The sequence below is a fragment of the Marinobacter sp. LV10MA510-1 genome (assembly GCF_002563885.1).
Classification (GTDB): domain Bacteria; phylum Pseudomonadota; class Gammaproteobacteria; order Pseudomonadales; family Oleiphilaceae; genus Marinobacter.
The window spans coordinates 2,520,593-2,542,882 of sequence record NZ_PDJA01000001.1; the positions used below are offsets into that span (position 1 = coordinate 2,520,593).

The window sequence follows — 22,290 nt, forward strand, 5'->3', positions numbered from 1 at the left end:
GACAGATTTAAAATCTGTCCCGGCTTTAATCCGGCGGATCTGCCCGCCCGGTACTGGTGGTGTTTACCCGGAACCAGCCAGCAATAGCATAACGGTCGCGTTTGGCCGGGAGAACTTCGTGGGGGAATTCTTCACTAAGGAAGGCAACCAAAGTGCCCATGCTGGGCGTTACTTTAAGTACGCTCTGGCTCTGTTCACCGTGATGACACTGATCGCTGTGATAAAGCGCCAACTCGCCGCCATCGTCCGGCATCCAGTCCGGGTTAAGGTACAGCACCACCGACAACACCCGGTTTGACTGCCCTTTGAAAGCATCCAGATGCTTCTTGTAGAAATCACCCGGCGCGTAGTGCGAAAAATGACTTTCAAAGGAGAATAAACCGAGAAACAAACGGCGATTAAGATACTGCTGCAACTCAGCGGCCCAGTTCAGCCAGTCCTCGCCCGCAGGCGTATCGCGCTCTATCCAGCTTATGGCGTCGCTGCGTATAAAATTATTGACCGTGTGAGCTTGCTGCCTTCCAACACCGGCGGGATCAAACTGGTGGCCGGGCATAGTACGCAGCTGTTGCCAAAGCCCGCTCAGCAGGTTTGTGGGCAGGGCATTAGGTTTGATGCTGTAGCCTTTCTCCAGCAAGTCTGCCGCAATAGCCTCAAAGACGTGCTGGCTATCGCCTGTGCCGCAGTCATCATTAAACCGAACCAGTGCACTCATACGTTCATTCTCCACTTTAATACACTGGTCCAGCGCTCTATTGCCTTGTGACTAAACGTATGGTTGTAGAACATCACTCTATGTTCTGCACCTGCTCCCGCAACTGCTCAATCCACACTTTCAAGTCCACCGCGGCGCGGGTCAGGCCGGCGTCTATACTTTTGCTGCTCAAGGTATTGGCTTCGCGGTTCAGCTCTTGCATCAAAAAATCCAGGCGTCGGCCGACGGCGTCTTCACTGGCCAGGGTATCGCGTACTTCGGCCACGTGGGCATCCAGGCGGTCCAGCTCTTCGGCGACATCGCTTTTTTGCGCCAGCATCACCATTTCCTGAGCTATGCGTTCCGGGTCTAGCTCAATTTTGGCTTTTTCAAAGCGTTCGCGCAGCTGTTGCTCCTGAGCCTGAAGCAGCTGCGGCATGCGCTCACGCACGTCAGCCACTTGGGCGTGTATGGCGACCAGACGCTGTTCCAATATAGCCAGCAAGCGCTCGCCTTCGCGTGTTCTTGCCGCTATCAGTTCGTTTATGGTTTGCTCAAACAGGCTGGCCGCGGCGGCTTTGGCCTCGGTGTAATCCTGCTCGGGCGTTGCCATAACACCTGGCCAGCGCAATATATCCAGCGCACTGATGTGGGCAGGGTTGTCCAGAATCCGGCTAATGCGCTTGGCCGCGTCGTTCAACGCCTGGGTGAGCGGCTCATTGATGGCGAAGCTGTGTTGGGCCTGGTCGCTGGCGTGCAGGCGAAGGCTCACGTCTACTTTGCCGCGCTTCAGTTGTTTGCGCAGCTGTTCGCGAAAATCGTTTTCCAGCTCTCGCAGGCACTCCGGCAAACGAAATGACGGCTCCAGATAGCGATGGTTAACGGTGCGGATTTCGCAGGTCAGTGCACCCCAGGCTCCACGAGTTTCCTGGCGCGCAAAGGCAGTCATACTTCGAATCATGGTCACTCCGGCATAAGTTTATCAGCCTGTTCAGCCAAGCTTTTACAGAGTCTATCAGGCTAGAGCGCCGAGCGGCGAACCGCAGTAAGCGGATTCTGCGGCGGCACCACAGCGCTTGGGTCTGACGGGTCGGAAGCCGGCATGGCCGTGCTATACTGCGCGCCAATTCATTTGTACAAGCAGGCCTGCAGCCCAGGCACGCTGCTCATTTTAACCCATCAGGAATTTTTTTATGCGACCCAGTGGCAGAGCCCCCGAACAACCCAGAGACATCCGCATTACCCGCAACTACACCCGTCACGCCGAAGGCTCTGTGCTGATCGAGTTCGGCGACACCAAAGTAATTTGCACGGCATCGGTGGAAAACAAGGTGCCACCGTTTTTGCGCGGCGAAGGCCAGGGCTGGATTACCGCGGAATACGGCATGCTGCCCCGCTCAACCAACAGCCGTATGGGGCGCGAAGCAGCTCGCGGCAAACAAGGTGGCCGAACGGTTGAAATCCAGCGCCTGATTGGCCGTTCACTGCGCGCTGCGGTGGATCTGAAAGCACTGGGCGAGCATACCATCACCATCGATTGCGATGTTATTCAGGCTGACGGCGGCACCCGCACCGCGGCCATCACCGGTGGCTGCGTAGCGCTGGTAGACGCGCTGAATTACCTGGTAGCACAAAAGCGCCTGAAGAAATCGCCGCTGAAGCAGATGGTTGCCGCGGTATCCGTCGGCGTTTTCAAAGGCAAGCCGGTTGTGGATCTGGACTACCCGGAAGATTCGGTTGCGGAAACTGACATGAACGTGGTGATGACGGATAAAGGCGGCTTTATCGAAATTCAGGGCACGGCAGAAGGCGCGCCTTTCGTTCAGGAAGAACTGGACAGCATGCTGGTACTGGCAAAACAGGGTATTGAAAAATTATTTGCGCTGCAGAACGAAGCGCTTAACGGCTAACTCAAAACCGTGGGTGTCGAGGGCCATAGATTTGATCTAAATCGGGGACGGATTTTAAATCCGTCCCCTACCTCGCCCCCCTATGTTCAAGGTCAACCTAAAATCCAATCTCGATGTCGTAATCCATCACCACCGGCGCGTGGTCGGAAAACCGGGTGTCGTCATCAATCCAGCCATCTTGAATGGTCTTTCGAATACCCGGCGTAGCAATCTGATAATCTACCCGAATACCCGACTGCTTGCGCCAACCTGAAGCCCACTCCGGCCACCAGGTAAACTGATTGCTTTGTTTGTTAATATCACGGAACGCGTCAATGCTGCCCATTTCGTCGAACAGGCGGTCTAGCCACGCACGCTCGTGAGGCAAAAAGCCGGATACGTCCAATTTGTGATAGCGCGAACTGGCGTCGGTAACGTGATGAGCGCTTTGCAGGTTGGCACACACAATAAACTGCCGGCGTTTACGCAGGGTTTTTTGCATGTGTACGGCAAACGCGTCCATGAAATCGTCTTTATGGTCCAGAACGGTCAGGTCATCATCACCAATCGGGTCGTCTTCCAGGCCAAGCGCGCAGGGCGCCAGCACGCTGGCGACGGAGACTTTGTCGAAATCGGCCTGAATAAACCGGCCTTCGCGGTCAGCCTGCTCATTGGCAAAGCCATACATGATGGCTTTCGGGAAGTGGCGGGTATAAATTCCAACACCGCCATCTTCATTGTTTTCGCCGTCAATAAAATAGGCTTGGTAGCCTTCTGGCACCAGCTGGCGGTCTTCAACCTCGTAGGCGCGCATGCGGTGGTCCTGAACGCAGATAACGTCGGCGTCTTGCCCTGCTATCCAGTCAAAAAAACCTTTTTCAACAGCCTGTTCAAGACCGTTGACGCTGATTGATACTACCCGCATACGTATTCCCTGATTCGGTTTGTGTGTATGATACCGATTTTAAGCACTTTTTAACTACTTTTGAAAGACCAACAGCCCTAGAAGCCGCGCCATGCATGATTATCAAAAAAATTTTATCGAGTTCGCCATACAGCGAAATGTGCTGCGTTTTGGCAAATTTACACTCAAATCCGGTCGCATCAGCCCCTACTTTTTTAACGCGGGCCTGTTCAATACCGGTAATGATCTTCTACAGTTAAGCCAAGCCTACGCTGCAGCCATTGAACGCAGCGCTCTGAATTATGACATTATTTTCGGGCCCGCCTATAAGGGCATCCCGTTGGCTACCGTAACGGCTATGGCGTTAGCAGAAGCTGGTAACAATAAACCTTTTGCCTTTAACCGTAAGGAAAAGAAAGATCACGGTGAAGGCGGAAGCATTGTCGGTGCGCCCTTAAATGGTAGGGTGCTGATTATAGATGATGTCATTACCGCTGGCACCGCTATTCGCGAAGCAATTGAGATCATCCATCAAGCGGGGGCTGAACCCGCCGGTGTACTGATCGCTCTGGACCGCCAGGAAAAAGGCAAAGGCAAATTGTCTGCCATCCAGGAAGTAGAACAGCAGTTCGGTATACCCGTGGTCAGCATTATCGGGCTTGATCAGGTACTGGACTACGTCAGCAGCAACCCAGCTTTCGACCAACACGCTAATGCGGTGACCCGCTACCGGGAATCTTACGGAGTTTGACGAATGGCAAAACACCTGACCGCTTCACTCCTCATGTTTAGCCTGATTGGCACCGGTGCCATCAGTGCCACTACGGCCCACGCCGGCATGTACCGGTATACGGATGAAAACGGCCAGGTGGTCATTGGCAGCAGCATTCCGCAGGAAGCAACGCAACGGGGCTATGACATTCTTAACAGCAACGGGCGTGTCGTTACCATCATTGCGCCCGCCCCCACGGAACAGGAACTGGCCGAACGCAGTGCCGAACAACAACGCCAGGACGCCCTGGAACTCCAACGCGAACAGGACCGAAAACTGCTAAAGCGCTTCAGTCACCCAGATCAGGCGCGCAGCGCCATGAACCGGAAAATTCGCGAACTGGAGGGACTGATCAGCCTGAAAAAAGGCAATATCACTGTCATCTCCGGGCAGTTGAACGCCGAACAAAGCCGCGCCGCCGATCTGGAACGCTCTGGACGAAAAATTCCCGAGGCAACCCTGGAGAAAATTCGTCGGCTGGAAACGCAGATCCTGGATATTGAACAGGAAATTGAAACCCAGACCCAAGACATTCAGACCCAGCGGGAAATCTACGAAATCGATATTCGCCGGCTTGAACAATTAACCGACAAAAAAAAGGAAGACTAAACCAGTCTTCCTTTTTTATTGGCATTCGCCGGTTTCAACCGGCCCACGCTCTTGGTGAGCTTGCGGGCCGCTGAACGCTATCAGGCAGAAGCCGTTTCTTCAGTTTTCGCGTCGCTGGCCTTAATCGGCTCAGCTTCTTCTGCTTTTACTTCTTTGCTGTCTTCAGCTTTTTCGACCTTAACAGCGGCTGCAGGAGCGGCCTTGGTTTTCTTGGCGCTGATTTTGCGAGCTTCTTTGCTGGGCTCAACAGCTGCCTTTACGTCTTCTGCTTTTACGGCAACATCAATTGCGCCTTCTTCTACAGCATCAGCGCCTTCAGTTACCTGCTTTTCAACGCGTGAGATCAGCTGGGCGGTGAATTCACCAACCATGCCGTTCAGTTCGCGCAGCTGGTCAAACACGTTTTCGCTGTAGCCGTAATAGCTCTTACGCAGGGATTTTACGCTGTGAGTGCGAGCGCTTTCTTCCAGCTTTTCAGCCATGTCGAAAGGCTTGGCAGACAAACGCTTCTGCTGCTTCTCAGCGGCGTCGATACCCTTGTTAACCATATCCTGAAGCTGTTGCTGATACGTGGTAAGTACACCCATAATAAATCCCCTGTGTTACGTTTGTTGATCAAAAGTGTTTTCGATCGATGAGTGTAGATTAAGGAGAAAAGTTAGAGTGTTCACACTAAAATCAGAAATCGTTCAAAAATTATTCTACCGGCCTGCTTAACAACGCGCTCATGACTACCAGCGAAACAGCACCCAGCTTGGCACCAGCATGCCGGATTCACTTTCACGGGCCCAGCCACCGTCGGCAGGCACCAGGTAGTATTCCGGTCCTATCTGGGGCACAACCTTTATTTCCATCACCTGACCATTCACCCGGTACTCGTAATACACCTCTTTTTCGCCGCTGCGGATAACAATCTGGGTGCCTGCGTTAGACGGCTGATAGTCCGAGATAATCACAGGCTGTTTTGGCGTTTCCACAACGGTGTCGTCCAGATTGCCGGTTTCCTGGGCAACAACGGTTGCTAACGGCCACGCCAACAACACAAGTGGTAAAATGATTTTTTTCATTTTCGTGATACCCTTTTGACTATCTGTTTATGGTGCGCTTATTGCCGGTTTCCTGGCTTTTTCAAGCCAGTTTCGCGCCCGAAATAATCGCCGTACTTTTTATTATTACCGTACTTTTTATCATTGCCTTAATTGTCACCATCAGAGTTACACAAGGCAACCCACGCTTCAATACGATTGCAGGCACAGGCATCTATGACTGAACAACACACTCCACCCGTGGTTCTTGTAGACGGTTCCTCTTATCTATTCCGCGCTTACCACGCACTTCCACCACTCATGACCAGCAAAAACCACCCAACCGGCGCCATCAAGGGCGTTATTGCCATGATACGCCGGATAGACCTGGACTTCCCCGGCTCCAAAATTGTGGTGGTGTTCGATGCCAAAGGCAAAACCTTCCGCAACGACCTGTACGCGGATTACAAAGCAAACCGCCCGCCGATGCCTGACGACCTGGCCGTGCAGATTGAGCCTATTCACCAGATTGTCAGGCACATGGGCCTGCCGCTGCTGATTGTGGAGGGAGTAGAGGCCGATGACGTGATTGGCACCCTGGCCCACGAGGCCACCAGCAAGGGCATTGACGTGGTGGTGTCCACGGGCGATAAAGACATGGCCCAACTGGTAAGCCCGCACGTAACGCTGATCAACACCATGACCAATACCCACATGGACGCAGCCGACGTTGAAGAAAAGTTTGGCGTAACACCGGCGCAGATCATCGACTACTTGGCGCTGGTGGGCGACAAGGTGGATAACATACCCGGCGTAAACAAGTGCGGCCCGAAAACTGCGGTGAAATGGCTGCAGGAATACCAAGACATCGACAACCTGATGGCCAACGCCGACAACATCAAAGGCAAGGTTGGGGAATACCTGCGGGATGCCAGGGAAACCCTGCCCTTGAGCCGGATACTGGCCACCATCAAACTGGACGTAGAGCTGGCGTTCGGACTGGAAGATCTTCTGGAACGCGAGCAGAACAACAGCGCCCTGCTGGAGCTGTTCCGCGAATACGAGTTGCGCAGCTGGATCAACGAACTCGAAAACTCAGGCCCCCAAACCGCCGGGTCTGCTGCTGCGCAGTCCGGTGTTGATCAAAGCACGTCTGATCAGAGCACGTCAGATAATAGCACTGCACATCAAAGCAGCCCTGGTGAACCCACTCAGCGCCGTGACAAGCACTACAGCATTATTACCGACCAGGCAGAACTGGATGAATGGATAGAGCGCTTAAAAGCCGCAGAACTGTTTGCCTTTGACACCGAAACCACCAGTCTGAAATACATGGCTGCAGAGGTTGTGGGCGTATCGTTTGCGGTACAACCGTTTGAAGCAGCCTACGTGCCCTTTTGCCACGACTACATGGGCGCGCCCGAACAGCTGGACCGCGACACGGTGCTGGCCCAGCTCAAACCGCTACTGGAAAGCCCCGACCATAAAAAAGTCGGGCAAAATCTGAAGTACGACAAAAACGTGCTGGCCAACCACGACATCTGCCTGGAAGGCATTGCCGAAGACACCATGGTGCAATCCTATGTGCTGAACTCGGTATCTTCACGCCACAATATGGACGCCCTGGCCCTGCATTATCTGGGCGAGGAAACCACAACCTTTGAATCCCTGGCAGGCAAAGGTGCCAAACAGCTGACGTTCAACCAGCTGGAGCTTGATAAAGCCGGCCCCTACGCCGCCGAAGACGCCGACATCACCCTTCGCTTACATCAGGCACTGCGCCCGCAACTAGCCGCCACCGGTAAGCTGCAGTCGGTGTATGAAGACATTGATTTGCCCTTGGTACCGGTGCTGTCGCGCATGGAACAAAGGGGCACGCTGATCAGCGCCAGCACACTGCGCCAGCACAGCCAGGAACTGGCTGAACGCATGGCCGAACTGGAAACAGCCGCGTATGAAGCCGCCGGGGAGACCTTCAACCTGGGCTCGCCAAAACAGCTGCAGGTTATTTTTTATGAAAAGCTGGGTTTGCCAGTTCTCAAAAAAACGCCCAAGGGTGCGCCCTCAACGGCCGAACCGGTGCTGCAGGAACTGGCCCACAGCCACGAACTGCCAAGGCTGCTGCTGGAACACCGTAGCCTGAGCAAACTCAAGTCCACCTATACAGACACTCTGCCAGATCTGATCCACCATCGTACCGGTCGCGTGCACACGTCTTACCATCAAGCAGTCACGGCCACCGGGCGCCTGTCGTCTTCAGAGCCCAACCTGCAGAACATACCCATTCGCAGCGAGCAGGGCCGACGCATTCGCCAGGCGTTTATCGCCGAGAAAGGCTACAAGCTGTTGGCAGCGGACTATTCCCAGATTGAATTGCGCATTATGGCGCACCTGTCGGAAGACAAAGGCCTGCTAACCGCGTTTGCCAAGGGCGAAGACATTCACAAAGCCACCGCAGCGGAAGTGTTCGGGGTATCTCTGGAAGAGGTGAACACTGACCAACGGCGAAGCGCCAAAGCCATCAACTTCGGGCTGATTTACGGCATGTCGGCGTTTGGCCTGGCGCGGCAGCTGGATGTCGAACGCAAAGTGGCCCAGCAGTACATCAACCGTTATTTCGAACGCTACCCCAGCGTACTGACGTACATGGACAATATTCGCAAACAGGCTCACGAAGACGGCTACGTGGAGACTCTGTTTGGCCGGCGCTTGTACTTGCCCGAAATCAACGCCCGCAACAAGCAACTGCAGCAGGCCGCCGAGCGCACCGCGATTAACGCGCCCATGCAGGGTACCGCTGCCGACATTATCAAGCTCGCGATGATTGATGTGGAAGCCTGGCTGCTGGCCGAATACCCGGACAGCGCCCGCATGACCATGCAGGTACACGACGAACTGATCGTCGAAGTAAAAGAAGAGGCGGTAGAAGCGGTGCGCGAAGGACTGATCAAGCGCATGTCGGGCGCTGCGGAACTCGCTGTGCCCTTGCTGGTAGAGGCTGGCGTGGGTGATAACTGGGACCAGGCCCACTAACGAAAAACGCCCGTTGAGTGTTCGCTCAAGCGGGCGTTTTTGTGACTGCGACAGGCGGGTAAAATCGGCCTGTCGTTATAGCTTCGAAATCAAACGTTAGAAGGCTTTGCTGATTTGTAGTGAAGCGCTCCAGGCGTCGAGTTCGTATTCGCCTTCGTAGTTGGACTTACCCGCAGCCGGATCCTTCTGGCTTGGGGCATCGTATTGATAAACGAATTCTTTAATCTTCGGATCGTCCACAAACAGCAGGGTGCCAATGGCGGCATCCACCGTCCAGCCGCTTTGCGCATCTTTCCACTGCGTACCCAGAGTGAGCCAATGACGGTCTGATGAAGGAACGCGGGCGGTTACGAATTCGTCGACCGGCGATTCATCCCACGCGTAGCCCGCCTTAAAGGCCCAGGCAGGCGTAGCCTGCCAGATTCCACCCACGTTGAACTGCCAGGTATTCTGCCATTTTTCAGTAACGTGACTGAGCGGTTGGTCGCCTGTGCGCCCAAGGGCTGTAGATATCTCGCCGCTGTCGCCTTCCGTGCTGAATACATCAAGACCTTCGAACCGACTCCAGCGGGCGTAAGTGGCACCTGCGAGCAACGTCACAGAATCATTTAACTGATGGCGGGCGCCAACGGTAATGCTCTCTGGAATGGCCAGCGGCACGCTAGCGTCTTCGCTGAGGGTTGTCGGAGTCAGGTTTGCCGAAGGGAAGTTAGTTATTTCGGCTTCGCCTTCCAGCTCAAGTTCAGTGCCGGTTTGTGCCGTCAAACCAAATTGAGTGCGGTCAGATAGTTCATACAAAAAACCAACGCGGAAATTAACAGCTATATCATCGCCGTTTATATCCGAATAGGGCGCCCCGTTCTTTGCTTCGTACCCATTAGCAGACGTTCCCAATTTTGCACGAGTGTCCTGAAACTTTGTTAGACGCGCTTCAGCGTACATGATGTTCATGCCTAGGCCCATTGAAAGGCCCTTAGCGTTGTTAAGGGAAATAGAGGGTGTGAAAGAAATCGCCGTTAGCTCGGTTTTGTCGGCAAAATAACGGCCAACAAAATCATCGTCGTAGTCGGCTGCCAAACCATAGGGCGCATGGATACCAAAACCCACGTCGATAGAGTCGCTCACTTCGTGAGTTATAAAAAAATTGGGTAGCACTGCCAGATCGGCAATATCACCACCGTTTGAGCCCTTAACCGGACCACCAACCACGTTGGTGGCACTGGCACTTTTAGCTTCAGCATCAATATCCAGAACGGCCACACCAAATGACATATTGGTGCCTTTCAACTGGCTCATACCCGCTGGGTTAAAAAACGCCGTGGATGCGTTCTCCGGATTCGCTGCGGCACCCGCATTCGCCACGCCCATCGCGCTGGCGCTCTGTTCGTTAAGGGAAAAGCCACCGGCAAAAACAGTCGCAGGCGCTGCGATGGCAGCCAAGGTGGTCAGGCGGATAGCACGGGCAAGACGGGTCGATTTCATTTTTTTGATGGCTCCTGATTATGAACGGCCGGAGTATACTCAGGTGGTTACGGCCGTCACAATTGCATTTGCCATCAATTGCTAATAACACATATTTAAGACGTTTGTCTTAGCGCCTCAGTCCTGCTGAATGGTCAGCTTGTCCACCGAAGACGACAACTTGTCCACCCCCTGGGCGTCGGTTCCAAGCTTTATCATCAAACGCAAATCGTTGGGTGAGTCGGCATGTGCCAGGGCATCTTCATAGGTAATCGAACCTTCGGAATACAGCTCATAGAGCGCCTGGTCAAAGGTACGCATGCCGATCTCGTTGGATTTGGCCATCAGGTCTTTAAGCTTGTGCACTTCGCCCTTGCGAATCAGGTCAGCCGCCAGCGGCGTATTGATCAGCACCTCAATAACCGCTTTCCGGCCCTTGCCGTCTGGCGTGGGCACCAGTTGCTGCGCCACAATGGCGCGCAGGTTCAGCGACAGGTCCATCCAGATCTGGCCGTGCTGTTCGGGTGGGAAAAACTGGATAATCCGGTCCAGCGCCTGGTTGGCGTTGTTGGCGTGCAAGGTCGCCAGGCACAAGTGCCCGGTTTCGGCGAACTGTACGGAATATTCCATTGTCTGGCGGGTTCGCACCTCACCTATCAAAATCACGTCTGGCGCCTGGCGCAGGGTGTTTTTCAACGCCACTTCAAAGCTGTCGGTGTCTATGCCCACTTCGCGCTGGGTCACAATGCAACCCTGATGTTGGTGTATAAACTCAATCGGGTCTTCGATAGAAATAATATGGCCACGGCTGTTGTGGTTGCGGTAGCCAATCATGGCAGCCAGCGAGGTGGACTTGCCTGTGCCGGTGGCGCCCACAAACATGATAAGCCCGCGCTTGGTCATGGCCAGCTCTTTAACGATGTCGGGCAGCGAGAGGTCGTCGATTTCCGGTATCTTTACTTCAATGCGGCGTAACACCATACCGCACTGATTGCGTTGGAAAAACGCGCTAACCCGAAAGCGGCCAATGCCACGGGCGCTGATGGCGAAGTTGCACTCGTGGCTTTGATCAAACTCGGCGCGTTGCTTGTCGCTCATGGCGCCGTAAACCAGCTCACGGGTCATATCGGGCGTCAGGGCGGTCTTTGTGACAGGCCACACCTTACCGTTCACTTTCATACTGGGTGCAACGCCGGCGGTAATGAACAAGTCCGAGCCACCTTTCTCAACCATCAGCCGCAGTAGCTTTTCAAATTCCATTTTTATCACCTTTCGTTGAGCGCGCCCAAGCGCCCGAGTCGTTTTGTATCAGCCGGCGAAGATCCTGTCAGGCTTAAAAGGCATCGGGCATTTTTGCTTTCAGACGCGCCTGGTCGCGAGAAATAAGGCCTTTTTGCAACAGGCGTTCCAGACACTGATCCAGGGTCTGCATGCCCAGCGAGCCACCCGTTTGTATAGACGAGTACATCTGCGCGATTTTGTCTTCACGGATCAGGTTGCGAATGGCCGAGGTGCCAATCATGATTTCGTGGGCAGCAATCCGCCCGCCGCCCATTTTCTTCATCAGGGTTTGCGAGATAACCGCCTGCAACGATTCTGACAGCATCGACCGCACCATGGATTTTTCCTGGGCCGGAAACACATCCACTACCCGGTCAATGGTTTTTGCCGCTGAGGTGGTGTGCAGGGTGCCGAATACCAGGTGGCCAGTTTCGGCTGCGGTCAACGCCAGGCGAATCGTTTCAAGGTCACGCAGTTCGCCCACCAGAATTATGTCCGGGTCTTCCCGCAGCGCCGAGCGCAGTGCTTCATTAAAGCCCAGAGTATCGCGGTGCACTTCGCGCTGGTTAACCAGGCACTTTTTCGATTCGTGCACAAACTCGATGGGATCTTCAATGGTCAGGATGTGCTCGTAACGGTGGTCGTTGATGTGGTCCACCATCGCCGCCAGCGTGGTGGACTTACCAGAACCCGTGGGTCCGGTTACCAGCACCAGCCCCCGTGGCACTGCGCAAATGTCTTTGAACACCTGGCCCATGCCCAGGTCTTCCATGGTCAGCACTTTCGAGGGAATGGTCCGAAACACCGCACCGGAACCGCGATTCTGGTTAAAGGCGTTAACCCGGAAGCGGGCAACACCGGCCACTTCGAACGAGAAGTCGGTTTCCAGGAACTCTTCGTAGTCTTTGCGCTGCTTGTCATTCATGATGTCGTAAATCAGACCGTGCACTTCTTTGTGTTGCAAAGGAGGCAGGTTAATACGGCGTACATCACCGTCCACACGAATCATCGGCGGCAAACCAGCAGAAAGGTGCAAATCTGACGCGCCCTGTTTCGCCGAAAAGGCAAGCAGTTCGGTAATATCCATAGAGTTCCCCGGGAGTTTTTCTTTTTCGCCGGCTGCCGTAACCAGCACATCAAGACCGGTGATCACTTGGCATTTCAGTGACCTGCGGGTAACGTGTGATGCTACCCGAAGCTGTACAAGTAGAGCGAATTCACACTATGAGCAGCATAGCAGACAACATCAAGAGCGTAACCCAGCGCATCGAAAAAGCAACACTACAATCGGGCCGAAAGCCCCATTCTGTGCGCTTGTTGGCGGTTAGTAAAACCCGCCAGGCGGACGAGTTGCGCGAAGCCGCAGCAGCAGGCCAGCAGGATTTCGGTGAAAACTACCTGCAAGAGGCGCTGGACAAAATAGCGAACCTGCAGGATATGCCGGAGTTACGCTGGCATTTCATAGGGCCGATTCAATCCAATAAAACCGCACAAATAGCTTCGGCGTTTTGTTGGGTACACAGTGTTGAACGCCTGAAAATAGCCCGCCGCCTGAACGACCAGCGCAACACGGCCTTGCCGCCGCTGAATATTTGCCTGCAGGTTAATATTGACAATGAACCCAGCAAATCCGGCTGCTCGCTGGACGAACTACCGGCGCTGGTCGCCGCCATTGCCGAACTGCCGCAACTGACATTGCGCGGACTTATGGCGATTCCAGACCCGGATCGCGGGGAAGCTGCATTGAGGGCAAGCTTTCGGGCCATGAACAATGCCTTGATCCGGTTGCGCCAGGACCAGCCCGGCACCGGGCCGCTGGACACCTTATCTATGGGCATGTCTGACGATCTGGAGCTGGCCATTGGCGAAGGCTCAACCTGGGTAAGAGTAGGCACCGCCGTGTTTGGCCCACGCCCGCAAAAGAGCTGAAAACTGCGGTTCCTGTTATGATCGGCAACAGGCACAACTATTTTTTTCGATTGGGTCAAACCCTGGAGTGAATCTTGAGCAAATCACCGACCATTTCATTTATTGGTGCCGGTAATATGGCGAGCGCCATTATTGGCGGCATGCTGGATAACGGCTATAAAGCCGGTAAAATCTGGGTCAGTGCCCCAGACGACGAGCATCTGCAAGGCTTGCGCAAGCGTTTCGGAATCAGTGTTACCACCGACAACCGCTACTGCGCCCAACAATCTGACATTGTCGTATTGGCGGTAAAGCCGCAAGTCATGGCCAGCGTGTGTGAAGACATTGCCGCGGTGGTGCGCAATACCCGGCCATTGATGGTTTCAATCGCAGCAGGCCTAACCGCCGACACGATCGACGGGTGGCTTGGCGGTGGCGTACCCATGGTGCGGGTAATGCCCAATACGCCGTCGCTGGTGGGCAAAGGTGCTGCGGGGCTGTTTGCCAACTCACGGGTCAGCGAGCAGCAAAAAAATGACGTTACGGCCATTTTTGACAGCGTAGGTTCTGCCAACTGGGTGCAGCTGGAAGAACAACTACACGCGGTAACCGCCTTGTCTGGCAGTGGCCCTGCCTATTTTTTCCTGATGCTTGAAGCTCTGGAAGAAGCTGCCGTTAACGCTGGCATGGCAGCAGAAACAGCGCGCGAACTGGCGATCCAAACCATGGCAGGCGCCGCAGAAATGGCGGCTCGCAGTGATCTGGAACCGGCGCAACTCAAACGTAATGTGATGTCACCCGGTGGCACTACCGAGCAGGCGGTGAATACGTTTGAGCAAGGCGGTTTGCGCGAACTGGTGCAAAAAGCCTACTCAGCGGCCTATACCCGCTCCCAGGAAATGGCCAAAGAACTGGCCGGTAAATAACCATAGCAAACGGAGACACCCGCTGATGCTGCCGAAGATTCTGCTCACAATTTTGTCGATCGCCTCGTCGTTCTACATGACCCTGGTACTGCTGAGGTTTTTGCTGCAGCTGGCACGAGCCGATTTTTACAACCCCATTTCGCAGTTCGTAGTGAAGGTCACCAATCCTCCGCTGCGCGTTGTGCGTAAACTTGTTCCTGGCTGGGGCGGTATTGATGGCGCGGCTATCGTGCTAGCCATACTGATTCAAGCCATCACCTTTACCCTGGTATTGCTGCTGTATGACGCCGGCGCGGCGCTTTTCAATCCGGCGTGGCTGTTGGCCTGGTCAGTGCTGAACGTGGCGGGACTGGTAGCAACTCTGTATTTCTGGGCGGTGATTGCCGTGGTGGTTATCAGCTGGATCGCGCCCGGCAGCAGCCACCCGGCGATTCAGCTGGTGGCTCAGATTACCGAACCGGTCATGCGCCCGGTGCGCAAAGTGGTGCCATCACTGGGCGGCCTGGACCTGTCACCCATTATTGTATTTCTGATACTGCAGGTGATTACTGTGATGATTGATCACATGAAGGTCGCCACCGGCATGCCGGCGCTTTTGGCTGGAATGTAACTCAGGTCGGCGGTTGCAGCTCGCTGCTGCCGCCTTTAAACTGAGTCGCTTGGGCGCCGTTCCCTTAAGGCGTATCCGTATTTCTCGATTCCAGCCAGGAAGTCATCGCGCCAATGCCCGATCCATTGCCCGCAGATTCTGTTGGGCTTGTTACCCCGCAGACCTACCATTTTGATACACCGCTGAAGCTTGCTTGCGGCAAGGTGCTGAACCGCTATGAGCTGGTGGTGGAAACCTATGGCGAACTGAATGCCAGCGCCAGCAATGCTATTTTGGTGTGTCACGCCCTCAGCGGCCATCATCACGCCGCCGGTTATCACAGCGCCGACGAACGCAAAGCAGGCTGGTGGGACAGTTGTATTGGTCCCGGAAAGCCCATTGATACCCGCCGTTTTTTTGTGGTGAGCCTTAACAATCTGGGCGGGTGCCACGGCAGCACCGGCCCCAGCAGCACCAATCCGGACACCGGCTCACTGTATGGCCCGGACTTTCCAGTTGTCACGGTAACTGACTGGGTCAACAGCCAGGCGCGGCTGGCAGACAAGCTCGGCATAGAATGCTGGGCTGCGGTGGTGGGCGGATCGCTGGGCGGCATGCAAGCACTGCAATGGAGCCTTACCTATCCCGAGCGCATACGCCACGCCGCGGTTATCGCGTCAACACCGCGCCTGAGCGCTCAGAACATTGCCTTTAACGAGGTAGCGCGACAGGCCATTACGAGTGATCCGGAGTTTCACGCCGGGCGCTACAGCGACAATCTCACACTACCCCGGCGCGGTTTGATGCTGGCGCGCATGGTGGGCCACATTACCTACTTGTCTGATGCCTCCATGGGTGAGAAATTTGGCCGTGAGCTGCGCGAAGAAGCCTACAAATTCGGCTACGACGCCGAATTTCAAGTAGAAAGCTATTTGCGCTATCAAGGTGAACGCTTTTCCGAATCCTTCGATGCCAACACCTACCTGCTGATGACCAAGGCCTTGGACTACTTCGACCCCGCCTACGAATTCGACGGCGACCTGGCAAAAGCTCTGCAGGGCGCACGTTGCGAATTCCTGGTGCTGTCGTTCAGTACCGACTGGCGCTTTGCGCCAGAGCGCTCTGAAGAGTTGGTTAAAGCCATGATCGCCGCTCGCTGCAAAGTCAGCTACGCTGAAATTGACGCACCCTGGGGCCACGATGGGTTTCTGATTCCCACGCCACGTTATACCGATGTATTCACCGCCTATATGGACCGTGTTGCGCGGGAGATTGGAGCATGAGAGCCGATCTTGAAATTATCCAGCAGTGGATAAAACCGGGCCATCACGTATTGGATCTGGGTTGCGGTGACGGCACGCTGCTCGATTTTCTGCAGCGCGAACGCGGCGCAAGCGGCTATGGCCTGGAGATCAATCCAGCGCACATCACGCACTGTATGAGCCGCGGCGTATCAGTAATAGAACAAAACCTCGACACCCAGGGACTGGCTAATTTTGACGACAACAGTTTCGATGTTGTGCTGATGACCCAGGCCTTGCAAGCGGTACGCCGGCCCGACAAAGTGCTAGACGAAATGCTGCGCCTGGGCAACGAGGGCATTGTTACCTTTCCCAACTTTGCCCATTGGCGCCTGCGTTGGGGATTGGCGTTGAGCGGGCGCATGCCCGAATCCGAAGCGCTTCCGTATAAGTGGTATAACACCCCCAACATACGGCTGTGCACGTTCCAGGACTTTGAAGCTCTGTGCCGCCAGAAAAGCATACGCATCACCAGCCGCAAGGTTGTAGACGGCCAGCATCAGAACAGCTGGGTAGCCCGTTTGTGGCCAAACCTGCTGGGCGAAATCGCTATTTACCGCATCACCAAGGAGAATTCACAATGATGATTGCCAAACACTCGGTTTTTATGCGCTCGGCGTTTGCGCTGGTGCTGTTGTGCTTTGCTGGCCTGGCCCAAGCCGACAGTAAGAGCTTCGGTGAATACACCGTTTCCTGGAGCGTGCTGCCCAGTACATTCCTGACACCGGAAATAGCGAAAGAAAACAACCTGCAGCGCAGTAAAAGCATCGGCATTGTGAACGTTGCCATCATGCAAACCAACGCCGACGGTGCCTTGTCGCCGGTAGCGGGCCAGGTAGAGGGCCGAGTCACCAACGACATCCAGCAAGTTCGCTTTTTGGCGTTTCGCCGCATACAGGAAGGCAGCGCGGTATACTTCATTGCCGAGTACCAGTATGGCACGGCTGAATTGCTGACGTTCAATGTCACCGCGCGCCCAACGGGTCACAATCAGGAACTGCCGGTACGATTTTCCCAGGCCCTGTTTAACGACTAAGCCCTTAACAACTGAGCCTTCAATGCCCCAGACACTGGTTATTGCCAGCAACAACCCTGGCAAAATTGCAGAATTCAATGATCTTCTGGCCCCCTTGGGGCTGGCGCCCGTTGCTCAGGGAGAATTGGGCGTCGGTGAAGCCGAAGAACCGGCGGTCACCTTTGTTGAAAATGCCATTCTTAAAGCCCGCCACGCAGCCCGTATTACCGGCCTGCCGGCATTGGCAGACGACAGCGGTTTGGCTGTAGACGCCCTAGGCGGCCAGCCGGGCGTGCGCTCGGCGCGTTATGCCGGCGACGACGCCAGCGATGGAGACAACCTGAATGCGCTGTTAGCCAACATGGCCGATGTACCAGACGGCAAACGCAACGCCCAATTCCACAGCGTACTGGTTTACTTGCGCCACGCCGATGACCCTACCCCGCTGGTGTGCCACGGCCAATGGCACGGCAGTATACTGCGCCAGGCGTCAGGCGCCGGCGGTTTTGGTTACGATCCGATCTTCTTTGTGCCCGAACGCAGCTGCAGCGCCGCCGAGCTAAGCCAGGCAGAAAAAGGCCGGCTTAGCCACCGCGGCCAGGCGCTGGCGATGATGACCGAGCAGCTGAAACGTGAGCTGCGGGACGCATCTTGAGCTTAAACCCGACACCTGCGGCCGTTGAGCCTGCGCTTAGCCTGTACCTGCACGTGCCCTGGTGCGTGCGCAAATGTCCCTACTGCGATTTCAATTCCCATGCCATTACCGGGGATATTCCTGAAAGCGCTTATTTAAAGGCGCTGCTGGACGACCTCGATCAGGATTTACTCCTGGCCGCAGGCCGCACCATCCAAACGGTGTTTATTGGCGGCGGCACGCCATCGCTGATGAGCGGCGGTTTTTACAAGGATCTGTTTTGCGAGCTGAAAACACGGCTGGAATTTGCGGCAGACGCTGAAATCACCCTGGAGGCAAATCCCGGCACTCTCGAGCAGGGCCGCTTTGAGGCGTTCCGTGAAGCTGGTATCAACCGGCTGTCGATAGGCGTGCAAAGCTTTAACCCAGAGCACTTGCAGGCGCTTGGGCGCATTCACGACAGCCAGGCCGCCCACAACGCCATAACAGCGGCGCGCCAGGCCGGTTTTGACAACTTCAATATCGACCTGATGCACGGTTTGCCAGAGCAAACGCCTGAACAGGCACTGGACGACCTGGCCCAGGCGCTGTCGTATCAACCACCGCACTTGTCCTGGTATCAACTGACGGTAGAGCCCAACACCGAGTTCTACAGCCAGCCACCTGTGCTGCCAGACGACGACCGGCTGTGGGATATTTACAGCCGGGGCGGCGACTACCTGCGCAGCCACGGTTTTACCGATTACGAGATATCCGCCTGGAGCCAGCAAAATATGGCATCACGGCATAATCTGAATTACTGGACGTTTGGCGATTACCTGGCCCTGGGCGCAGGGGGTCACGGCAAAATCAGCCAGCCGGATGGCCAGATTCTGCGCTATTGGAAAACCCGTCAACCGCAAGCCTATTTGAACCGAATAGGTAGCCGCACCGCCGGCAGCGAGGCGATAGCCGTGGCAGAGCGGCCGCTGGAGTTTCTGATGAACGCGCTGCGCCTGGCCGCGGGCGTGCCCGAAAGCCTGTTTCAACAGCGCACGGGTTTACCCTTAAGCACGATTGCGGTACAACTTGACACATTAAGGCGAGAGGAGCTGATGCACCCTCAACGCATTCAAGCCACCGAACTCGGCCAACGCTATTTGAACAGCCTGCTGCAGCGGTTTTTGTAGACGGCTGTATTGACGTCAATGTGATGTCAGTGTGATGGCAACGTGATGCCAGCGATGATAGAGGCGGCAATAATCTTGGCGCCAGTGGCAAGGGAGCACACCCGATGGAATCTGCCCCAACTCAACGCCCGCCAAACAGGCGGCGGCTGCCTGCGCGACTAAAGGCCGGCCTTGCGCTGTCCGCACTCCTCGCTATCGCCCTGCTGCTGATCAACCAGTTGCTGCATACGCCCCAGGCGCCTCAAGGCATTGTTAATCTACAGCTGGCCGGCAACGCTGCACATACACGCGATATATTGCAAAGCTGGAGCCCGCAACAACAAGCGTGGGCCAGAGTCTCGTTACTTTTGGATTTTTTACTGGTTGCGCTCTATTCCGCTACCCTGTTCCTGCTAACCCGCCATCTTCTAAAAGACCGCCCCGGTGTGCGCGAACGCACAGCGGGGCGCTGGGTGATTATTCTCTTTGCGTTGGCCGCCTTCAGCGATTGCGTTGAAAACCTGTTGCTACTGAACAATTTGAAAGAGCCAGACGACCTGCTCAGCCTGATTGCCACGTTTTCTGCGTTAGTGAAATTTACCGGTTTACTGCTGGGCAGCGCGGGCCTGGTGATTATTCGCGCCGCCCGGCGTCATCCGCTTACCCACGCGTAAGCTGGCCGTTTATCAGTTGGTTCGATAAAACAACAAATCCCAGACACCGTGGCCCAGGCGCTCGCCGCGCTGTTCGAATTTGGTCACCGGGCGGCCTTCCGGTTTCGGCGAGAAACCACCTTCACTTTGGGTATTGGCAAAGCCTTCGGAATCCGCCATCACGTCCATCATGTGTTCAGCGTAGTTTTCCCAGTCTGTGGCTAAGTGCAGAATGCCCCCAACCCTTAACTTGTGGCGAAGGCGTTGAACAAATTCCTGCTGTACCAGGCGGCGCTTGTGATGGCGTTTTTTATGCCAGGGGTCCGGGAAAAATACCATTACCCGGTCAAGGCAGGCATCCGCCAGGCACAGGTCAATTACGTCGTTGGCATCAATGCTGTAAATGCGGATGTTTTCCAATCCACGGCCTTCAATGTCTTTTAGCAAAGCACCTACACCCGGCAGGTGCACTTCCACGCCAATAAAGTCCTGCTCTGGCGCGGCCTCCGCCATGTCCGCCAGCGAGCGCCCCATACCAAAACCTATTTCGAGATTCAGCATGGCATCGCGGCCAAACACCTGGCGCGGATCAATCATGCCGTGCTCCCGAGTCAGGCCGAATATGGGCCAGCTACGTTCGTAGGCTTTGCGCTGGCCCTCGGTCATCCGGCCCTGGCGCAGCACGAAACTGCGTACACCGCGGCGGGTGGTTACCGGGGACTCATCGGAACGGCCATTTTTAGCGTGAGCCTTTGGGGTATTTTCTTCAGTCATTATGCATCCTCAAACCGCGGCTGGCGGATTCTGGCGAATCGATAGTGCCAGTTTACCAGACGCCCGTTCACCAGAGTACAGGGTGAGCTAACGACAACGGTTCAAGGCAGCGGCTCAAGATGAAACCAGAGAACTTTGGCCGTTACGGCGGTCTAACTGCCGGTAACCCAGAGCTTCCACCAGGTGGGCGCGGGCCACATCGGCACTGGCATCAAGGTCCGCCAGCGTGCGTGCAACTCGCAGTATTCGATGCAAGGCCCGAGCAGAAAGCCCGAGTTTTTCCATGGCCCGCAGCAACAGTTGCTCACTGTCACTATCCAGCTGACAAGCCGTTTGCAACGCCTTGCCCGACAACTCGGCATTCAACGTACCTCTGGCGTTCTGTAAGCTGCGTGCAGCTACAACTCGTGCTCGCACCTGGGCACTGCTCTCGCCGGGCTCGCCGTGCTGCATAAACACATCACCGCCTTGCACAGGCACTTCTACGTGCAAGTCGAAACGATCTAACAGCGGGCCAGAGATCTTCGAGCGATAGCGGATAATCTGGGCGGGGCTACACTGGCATTCGATGGAGGGGTGGCCACTGTAACCACAGGGACACGGGTTCATGGCACCTATCACCATAAATCGAGCGGGAAATGTAACCTGGCGCGCAGCACGGCTGATGTGAATTTCGCCGGTTTCCATAGGTTCGCGCAGCACTTCCAGCACCCGCCGCTCAAATTCCGGCAGTTCATCCAAAAACAGCACGCCGCGATGGGCCAATGAAATCTCTCCGGGTCGCGGACTGCTGCCGCCGCCGACCATAGCCACCGCCGACGCAGTATGGTGTGGCGCCCGAAAAGGCGGCTGGCGCCAACCGCCTTCGGCCATTGCCAGGCCTGCTACAGAATGCACGCTCGCCACTTCCATTGCAGCAGTATCGGCAAGTGCCGGCATAATGCCCGGCAGACGGCTGGCGAGCATACTTTTACCGGTTCCAGGCGGGCCAAATAGCAATAGATTGTGACCACCCGCAGCGGCTACTTCCAACGCCCGGCGCGGCACTTGCTGGCCACGAACATCAGCCAGATCGGGGCCGCTTGATGCCTGCCCGCTGTCAGCGCCACTCAAATCCGCCGGCGCCAGAGGCACAAGCCGGGCACGCCCATGCAAATGCTCACACACAGCCAGCAAATGGCTGGCTGCCAGCACGTCGTGTTCGCTGGCCAATGCCGCCTCGGCGGCGTTAGCTTGGGGCACCAACAGTTGGCGGCCCTCTGCGCGAGCCGCTAAAACTGCGGGTAACACACCTTTCAAAGGGCGCAGCGCGCCATCTAGCGACAGCTCACCGACAAATTCGCAGGTGTTCAACGCCTCGGCTGGAATCTGGCCAGAAGCCGCCAGAATACCAAGGGCAATGGGCAGGTCGAAACGGCCGCCCTCTTTGGGCAGATCGGCAGGGGCAAGATTGATGGTAATTCGACGTGCGGGGAAATCAAAACCGGCGTTAATCAGGGCGCTGCGCACCCGCTCTCGGCTTTCGCGCACACCGGTTTCTGGCAAACCAACAATCGACAGCGCCGGCAAGCCGCCGGACAGGTGTACTTCAACGCTAACAGCCGGCGCAGACACGCCAACACAGGCACGGGTTTGAACAATAGCAAGCATAGTAACCTTCCATGGTTATTATTT

The 22,290-nt window shown here is 55.6% G+C and carries 23 protein-coding genes; 13 read left to right on the forward strand and 10 right to left on the reverse strand.

Going from position 1 to position 22,290, the window contains the following annotated elements; translation table 11 throughout:
- Nucleotides 1–25: 25 nt before the first annotated feature.
- Both ATI45_RS12075 and ATI45_RS12080 read right to left on the reverse strand, forming a co-directional pair.
- On the reverse strand, nucleotides 26–715 hold the full coding sequence (locus ATI45_RS12075) for a 2OG-Fe(II) oxygenase (protein WP_098419701.1): 690 nt from the start codon (nucleotides 713–715) through the stop codon (nucleotides 26–28).
- A gap of 73 nt (nucleotides 716–788) precedes the next feature.
- The gene (locus ATI45_RS12080; protein WP_098419702.1) at nucleotides 789–1,655 is read right to left on the reverse strand and encodes a YicC/YloC family endoribonuclease; all 867 of its coding nucleotides are present in this window, start codon (nucleotides 1,653–1,655) and stop codon (nucleotides 789–791) included.
- Nucleotides 1,656–1,887: 232 nt separating this feature from the next.
- Here ATI45_RS12080 and rph point away from each other — a divergent pair, with 232 nt between their 5' ends.
- A complete protein-coding gene (gene rph / locus ATI45_RS12085) occupies nucleotides 1,888–2,604 on the forward strand; it encodes a ribonuclease PH (protein WP_098419703.1) in 717 nt (238 codons plus the stop codon).
- Nucleotides 2,605–2,701: 97 nt separating this feature from the next.
- Here the strand turns inward: rph and ATI45_RS12090 are convergent, their stop codons facing one another.
- The gene (locus tag ATI45_RS12090; protein WP_098419704.1) at nucleotides 2,702–3,508 is read right to left on the reverse strand and encodes an exodeoxyribonuclease III; all 807 of its coding nucleotides are present in this window, start codon (nucleotides 3,506–3,508) and stop codon (nucleotides 2,702–2,704) included.
- 91 nt (nucleotides 3,509–3,599) lie between these two features.
- Here ATI45_RS12090 and pyrE point away from each other — a divergent pair, with 91 nt between their 5' ends.
- Together pyrE and ATI45_RS12100 are read left to right on the forward strand one after the other, a co-directional pair.
- Nucleotides 3,600–4,238 carry an orotate phosphoribosyltransferase gene (gene pyrE, locus ATI45_RS12095; protein ID WP_098419705.1) on the forward strand — a complete coding sequence of 213 codons (639 nt, stop codon included), beginning with the start codon at nucleotides 3,600–3,602 and terminating at the stop codon, nucleotides 4,236–4,238.
- 3 nt (nucleotides 4,239–4,241) lie between these two features.
- Nucleotides 4,242–4,868, forward strand: a complete 627-nt coding sequence (locus ATI45_RS12100) for a DUF4124 domain-containing protein (protein ID WP_098419706.1) — start codon at nucleotides 4,242–4,244, stop codon at nucleotides 4,866–4,868.
- A gap of 80 nt (nucleotides 4,869–4,948) precedes the next feature.
- On the opposite strand, the gene ATI45_RS12105 is transcribed toward ATI45_RS12100, so the two are convergent.
- On the reverse strand, nucleotides 4,949–5,455 hold the full coding sequence (locus tag ATI45_RS12105; RefSeq protein ID WP_098419707.1) for a hypothetical protein: 507 nt from the start codon (nucleotides 5,453–5,455) through the stop codon (nucleotides 4,949–4,951).
- 144 nt (nucleotides 5,456–5,599) lie between these two features.
- Nucleotides 5,600–5,935: a DUF2782 domain-containing protein gene (locus tag ATI45_RS12110; RefSeq protein WP_098419708.1), complete on the reverse strand. Its 336-nt coding sequence runs from the start codon at nucleotides 5,933–5,935 to the stop codon at nucleotides 5,600–5,602.
- 195 nt (nucleotides 5,936–6,130) lie between these two features.
- On the opposite strand from ATI45_RS12110, the gene polA reads away from it, so the two are divergent.
- Nucleotides 6,131–8,926, forward strand: coding sequence for a DNA polymerase I (gene polA, locus ATI45_RS12115; protein ID WP_098419709.1), 2,796 nt, complete (start codon nucleotides 6,131–6,133; stop codon nucleotides 8,924–8,926).
- 96 nt (nucleotides 8,927–9,022) lie between these two features.
- Here the strand turns inward: polA and ATI45_RS12120 are convergent, their stop codons facing one another.
- From ATI45_RS12120 to ATI45_RS12130, 3 genes are all read right to left on the reverse strand, one after another.
- Nucleotides 9,023–10,408, reverse strand: a complete 1,386-nt coding sequence (locus ATI45_RS12120) for an OmpP1/FadL family transporter (RefSeq protein WP_098419710.1) — start codon at nucleotides 10,406–10,408, stop codon at nucleotides 9,023–9,025.
- A gap of 117 nt (nucleotides 10,409–10,525) precedes the next feature.
- A complete protein-coding gene (locus ATI45_RS12125) occupies nucleotides 10,526–11,647 on the reverse strand; it encodes a PilT/PilU family type 4a pilus ATPase (RefSeq protein WP_098419711.1) in 1,122 nt (373 codons plus the stop codon).
- 73 nt (nucleotides 11,648–11,720) lie between these two features.
- Complete coding sequence (locus tag ATI45_RS12130; RefSeq protein ID WP_098421734.1) at nucleotides 11,721–12,755, reverse strand: type IV pilus twitching motility protein PilT; 1,035 nt, start codon at nucleotides 12,753–12,755, stop codon at nucleotides 11,721–11,723.
- A 137-nt stretch (nucleotides 12,756–12,892) separates the two neighbouring features.
- On the opposite strand from ATI45_RS12130, the gene ATI45_RS12135 reads away from it, so the two are divergent.
- The 9 genes from ATI45_RS12135 to ATI45_RS12175 all read left to right on the forward strand — a co-directional run bounded on the left by ATI45_RS12135 (nucleotide 12,893) and on the right by ATI45_RS12175 (nucleotide 19,863).
- Nucleotides 12,893–13,597, forward strand: coding sequence for a YggS family pyridoxal phosphate-dependent enzyme (locus ATI45_RS12135; RefSeq protein ID WP_098421735.1), 705 nt, complete (start codon nucleotides 12,893–12,895; stop codon nucleotides 13,595–13,597).
- A 74-nt stretch (nucleotides 13,598–13,671) separates the two neighbouring features.
- On the forward strand, nucleotides 13,672–14,502 hold the full coding sequence (gene proC / locus ATI45_RS12140) for a pyrroline-5-carboxylate reductase (protein ID WP_098419712.1): 831 nt from the start codon (nucleotides 13,672–13,674) through the stop codon (nucleotides 14,500–14,502).
- 25 nt (nucleotides 14,503–14,527) lie between these two features.
- The gene (locus ATI45_RS12145; RefSeq protein WP_098419713.1) at nucleotides 14,528–15,112 is read left to right on the forward strand and encodes a YggT family protein; all 585 of its coding nucleotides are present in this window, start codon (nucleotides 14,528–14,530) and stop codon (nucleotides 15,110–15,112) included.
- Nucleotides 15,113–15,225: 113 nt separating this feature from the next.
- On the forward strand, nucleotides 15,226–16,374 hold the full coding sequence (gene metX, locus ATI45_RS12150) for a homoserine O-succinyltransferase MetX (protein WP_098419714.1): 1,149 nt from the start codon (nucleotides 15,226–15,228) through the stop codon (nucleotides 16,372–16,374).
- Nucleotides 16,371–16,976, forward strand: a complete 606-nt coding sequence (gene metW / locus ATI45_RS12155) for a methionine biosynthesis protein MetW (RefSeq protein ID WP_098419715.1) — start codon at nucleotides 16,371–16,373, stop codon at nucleotides 16,974–16,976. The genes metX and metW overlap by 4 nt, the downstream gene beginning before the upstream one ends.
- Entirely contained in the window at nucleotides 16,973–17,428 is a 456-nt protein-coding gene (locus ATI45_RS12160; protein WP_098419716.1) for a DUF4426 domain-containing protein, read from the forward strand. Before metW ends, ATI45_RS12160 begins: the two co-directional genes overlap by 4 nt.
- 22 nt (nucleotides 17,429–17,450) lie before the next feature.
- Entirely contained in the window at nucleotides 17,451–18,062 is a 612-nt protein-coding gene (rdgB, locus tag ATI45_RS12165; protein WP_098419717.1) for an RdgB/HAM1 family non-canonical purine NTP pyrophosphatase, read from the forward strand.
- Nucleotides 18,059–19,210, forward strand: coding sequence for a radical SAM family heme chaperone HemW (gene hemW, locus ATI45_RS12170; protein ID WP_098419718.1), 1,152 nt, complete (start codon nucleotides 18,059–18,061; stop codon nucleotides 19,208–19,210). Before rdgB ends, hemW begins: the two co-directional genes overlap by 4 nt.
- 104 nt (nucleotides 19,211–19,314) lie before the next feature.
- Nucleotides 19,315–19,863, forward strand: coding sequence for a hypothetical protein (locus ATI45_RS12175; RefSeq protein ID WP_098419719.1), 549 nt, complete (start codon nucleotides 19,315–19,317; stop codon nucleotides 19,861–19,863).
- Nucleotides 19,864–19,875: 12 nt separating this feature from the next.
- Here the strand turns inward: ATI45_RS12175 and trmB are convergent, their stop codons facing one another.
- Complete coding sequence (gene trmB, locus ATI45_RS12180; RefSeq protein WP_098419720.1) at nucleotides 19,876–20,616, reverse strand: tRNA (guanosine(46)-N7)-methyltransferase TrmB; 741 nt, start codon at nucleotides 20,614–20,616, stop codon at nucleotides 19,876–19,878.
- Nucleotides 20,617–20,730: 114 nt separating this feature from the next.
- Nucleotides 20,731–22,266, reverse strand: a complete 1,536-nt coding sequence (locus ATI45_RS12185) for a YifB family Mg chelatase-like AAA ATPase (RefSeq protein WP_098419721.1) — start codon at nucleotides 22,264–22,266, stop codon at nucleotides 20,731–20,733.
- Nucleotides 22,267–22,290 lie beyond the last annotated feature (24 nt).

What these genes read in the sequence shown, in the direction of transcription:
- ATI45_RS12075 (WP_098419701.1), bottom strand. Translation starts at nt 715, where the DNA reads ATGAGTGCACTGGTTCGGTTTAATGATGACTGCGGCACAGGCGATAGC.
- ATI45_RS12080 (WP_098419702.1), bottom strand. Translation starts at nt 1,655, where the DNA reads ATGATTCGAAGTATGACTGCCTTTGCGCGCCAGGAAACTCGTGGAGCC.
- rph (WP_098419703.1), top strand. Translation starts at nt 1,888, where the DNA reads ATGCGACCCAGTGGCAGAGCCCCCGAACAACCCAGAGACATCCGCATT.
- ATI45_RS12090 (WP_098419704.1), bottom strand. Translation starts at nt 3,508, where the DNA reads ATGCGGGTAGTATCAATCAGCGTCAACGGTCTTGAACAGGCTGTTGAA.
- pyrE (WP_098419705.1), top strand. Translation starts at nt 3,600, where the DNA reads ATGCATGATTATCAAAAAAATTTTATCGAGTTCGCCATACAGCGAAAT.
- ATI45_RS12100 (WP_098419706.1), top strand. Translation starts at nt 4,242, where the DNA reads ATGGCAAAACACCTGACCGCTTCACTCCTCATGTTTAGCCTGATTGGC.
- ATI45_RS12105 (WP_098419707.1), bottom strand. Translation starts at nt 5,455, where the DNA reads ATGGGTGTACTTACCACGTATCAGCAACAGCTTCAGGATATGGTTAAC.
- ATI45_RS12110 (WP_098419708.1), bottom strand. Translation starts at nt 5,935, where the DNA reads ATGAAAAAAATCATTTTACCACTTGTGTTGTTGGCGTGGCCGTTAGCA.
- polA (WP_098419709.1), top strand. Translation starts at nt 6,131, where the DNA reads ATGACTGAACAACACACTCCACCCGTGGTTCTTGTAGACGGTTCCTCT.
- ATI45_RS12120 (WP_098419710.1), bottom strand. Translation starts at nt 10,408, where the DNA reads ATGAAATCGACCCGTCTTGCCCGTGCTATCCGCCTGACCACCTTGGCT.
- ATI45_RS12125 (WP_098419711.1), bottom strand. Translation starts at nt 11,647, where the DNA reads ATGGAATTTGAAAAGCTACTGCGGCTGATGGTTGAGAAAGGTGGCTCG.
- ATI45_RS12130 (WP_098421734.1), bottom strand. Translation starts at nt 12,755, where the DNA reads ATGGATATTACCGAACTGCTTGCCTTTTCGGCGAAACAGGGCGCGTCA.
- ATI45_RS12135 (WP_098421735.1), top strand. Translation starts at nt 12,893, where the DNA reads ATGAGCAGCATAGCAGACAACATCAAGAGCGTAACCCAGCGCATCGAA.
- ATI45_RS12145 (WP_098419713.1), top strand. Translation starts at nt 14,528, where the DNA reads ATGCTGCCGAAGATTCTGCTCACAATTTTGTCGATCGCCTCGTCGTTC.
- metX (WP_098419714.1), top strand. Translation starts at nt 15,226, where the DNA reads ATGCCCGATCCATTGCCCGCAGATTCTGTTGGGCTTGTTACCCCGCAG.
- metW (WP_098419715.1), top strand. Translation starts at nt 16,371, where the DNA reads ATGAGAGCCGATCTTGAAATTATCCAGCAGTGGATAAAACCGGGCCAT.
- ATI45_RS12160 (WP_098419716.1), top strand. Translation starts at nt 16,973, where the DNA reads ATGATGATTGCCAAACACTCGGTTTTTATGCGCTCGGCGTTTGCGCTG.
- rdgB (WP_098419717.1), top strand. Translation starts at nt 17,451, where the DNA reads ATGCCCCAGACACTGGTTATTGCCAGCAACAACCCTGGCAAAATTGCA.
- ATI45_RS12175 (WP_098419719.1), top strand. Translation starts at nt 19,315, where the DNA reads ATGGAATCTGCCCCAACTCAACGCCCGCCAAACAGGCGGCGGCTGCCT.
- trmB (WP_098419720.1), bottom strand. Translation starts at nt 20,616, where the DNA reads ATGACTGAAGAAAATACCCCAAAGGCTCACGCTAAAAATGGCCGTTCC.
- ATI45_RS12185 (WP_098419721.1), bottom strand. Translation starts at nt 22,266, where the DNA reads ATGCTTGCTATTGTTCAAACCCGTGCCTGTGTTGGCGTGTCTGCGCCG.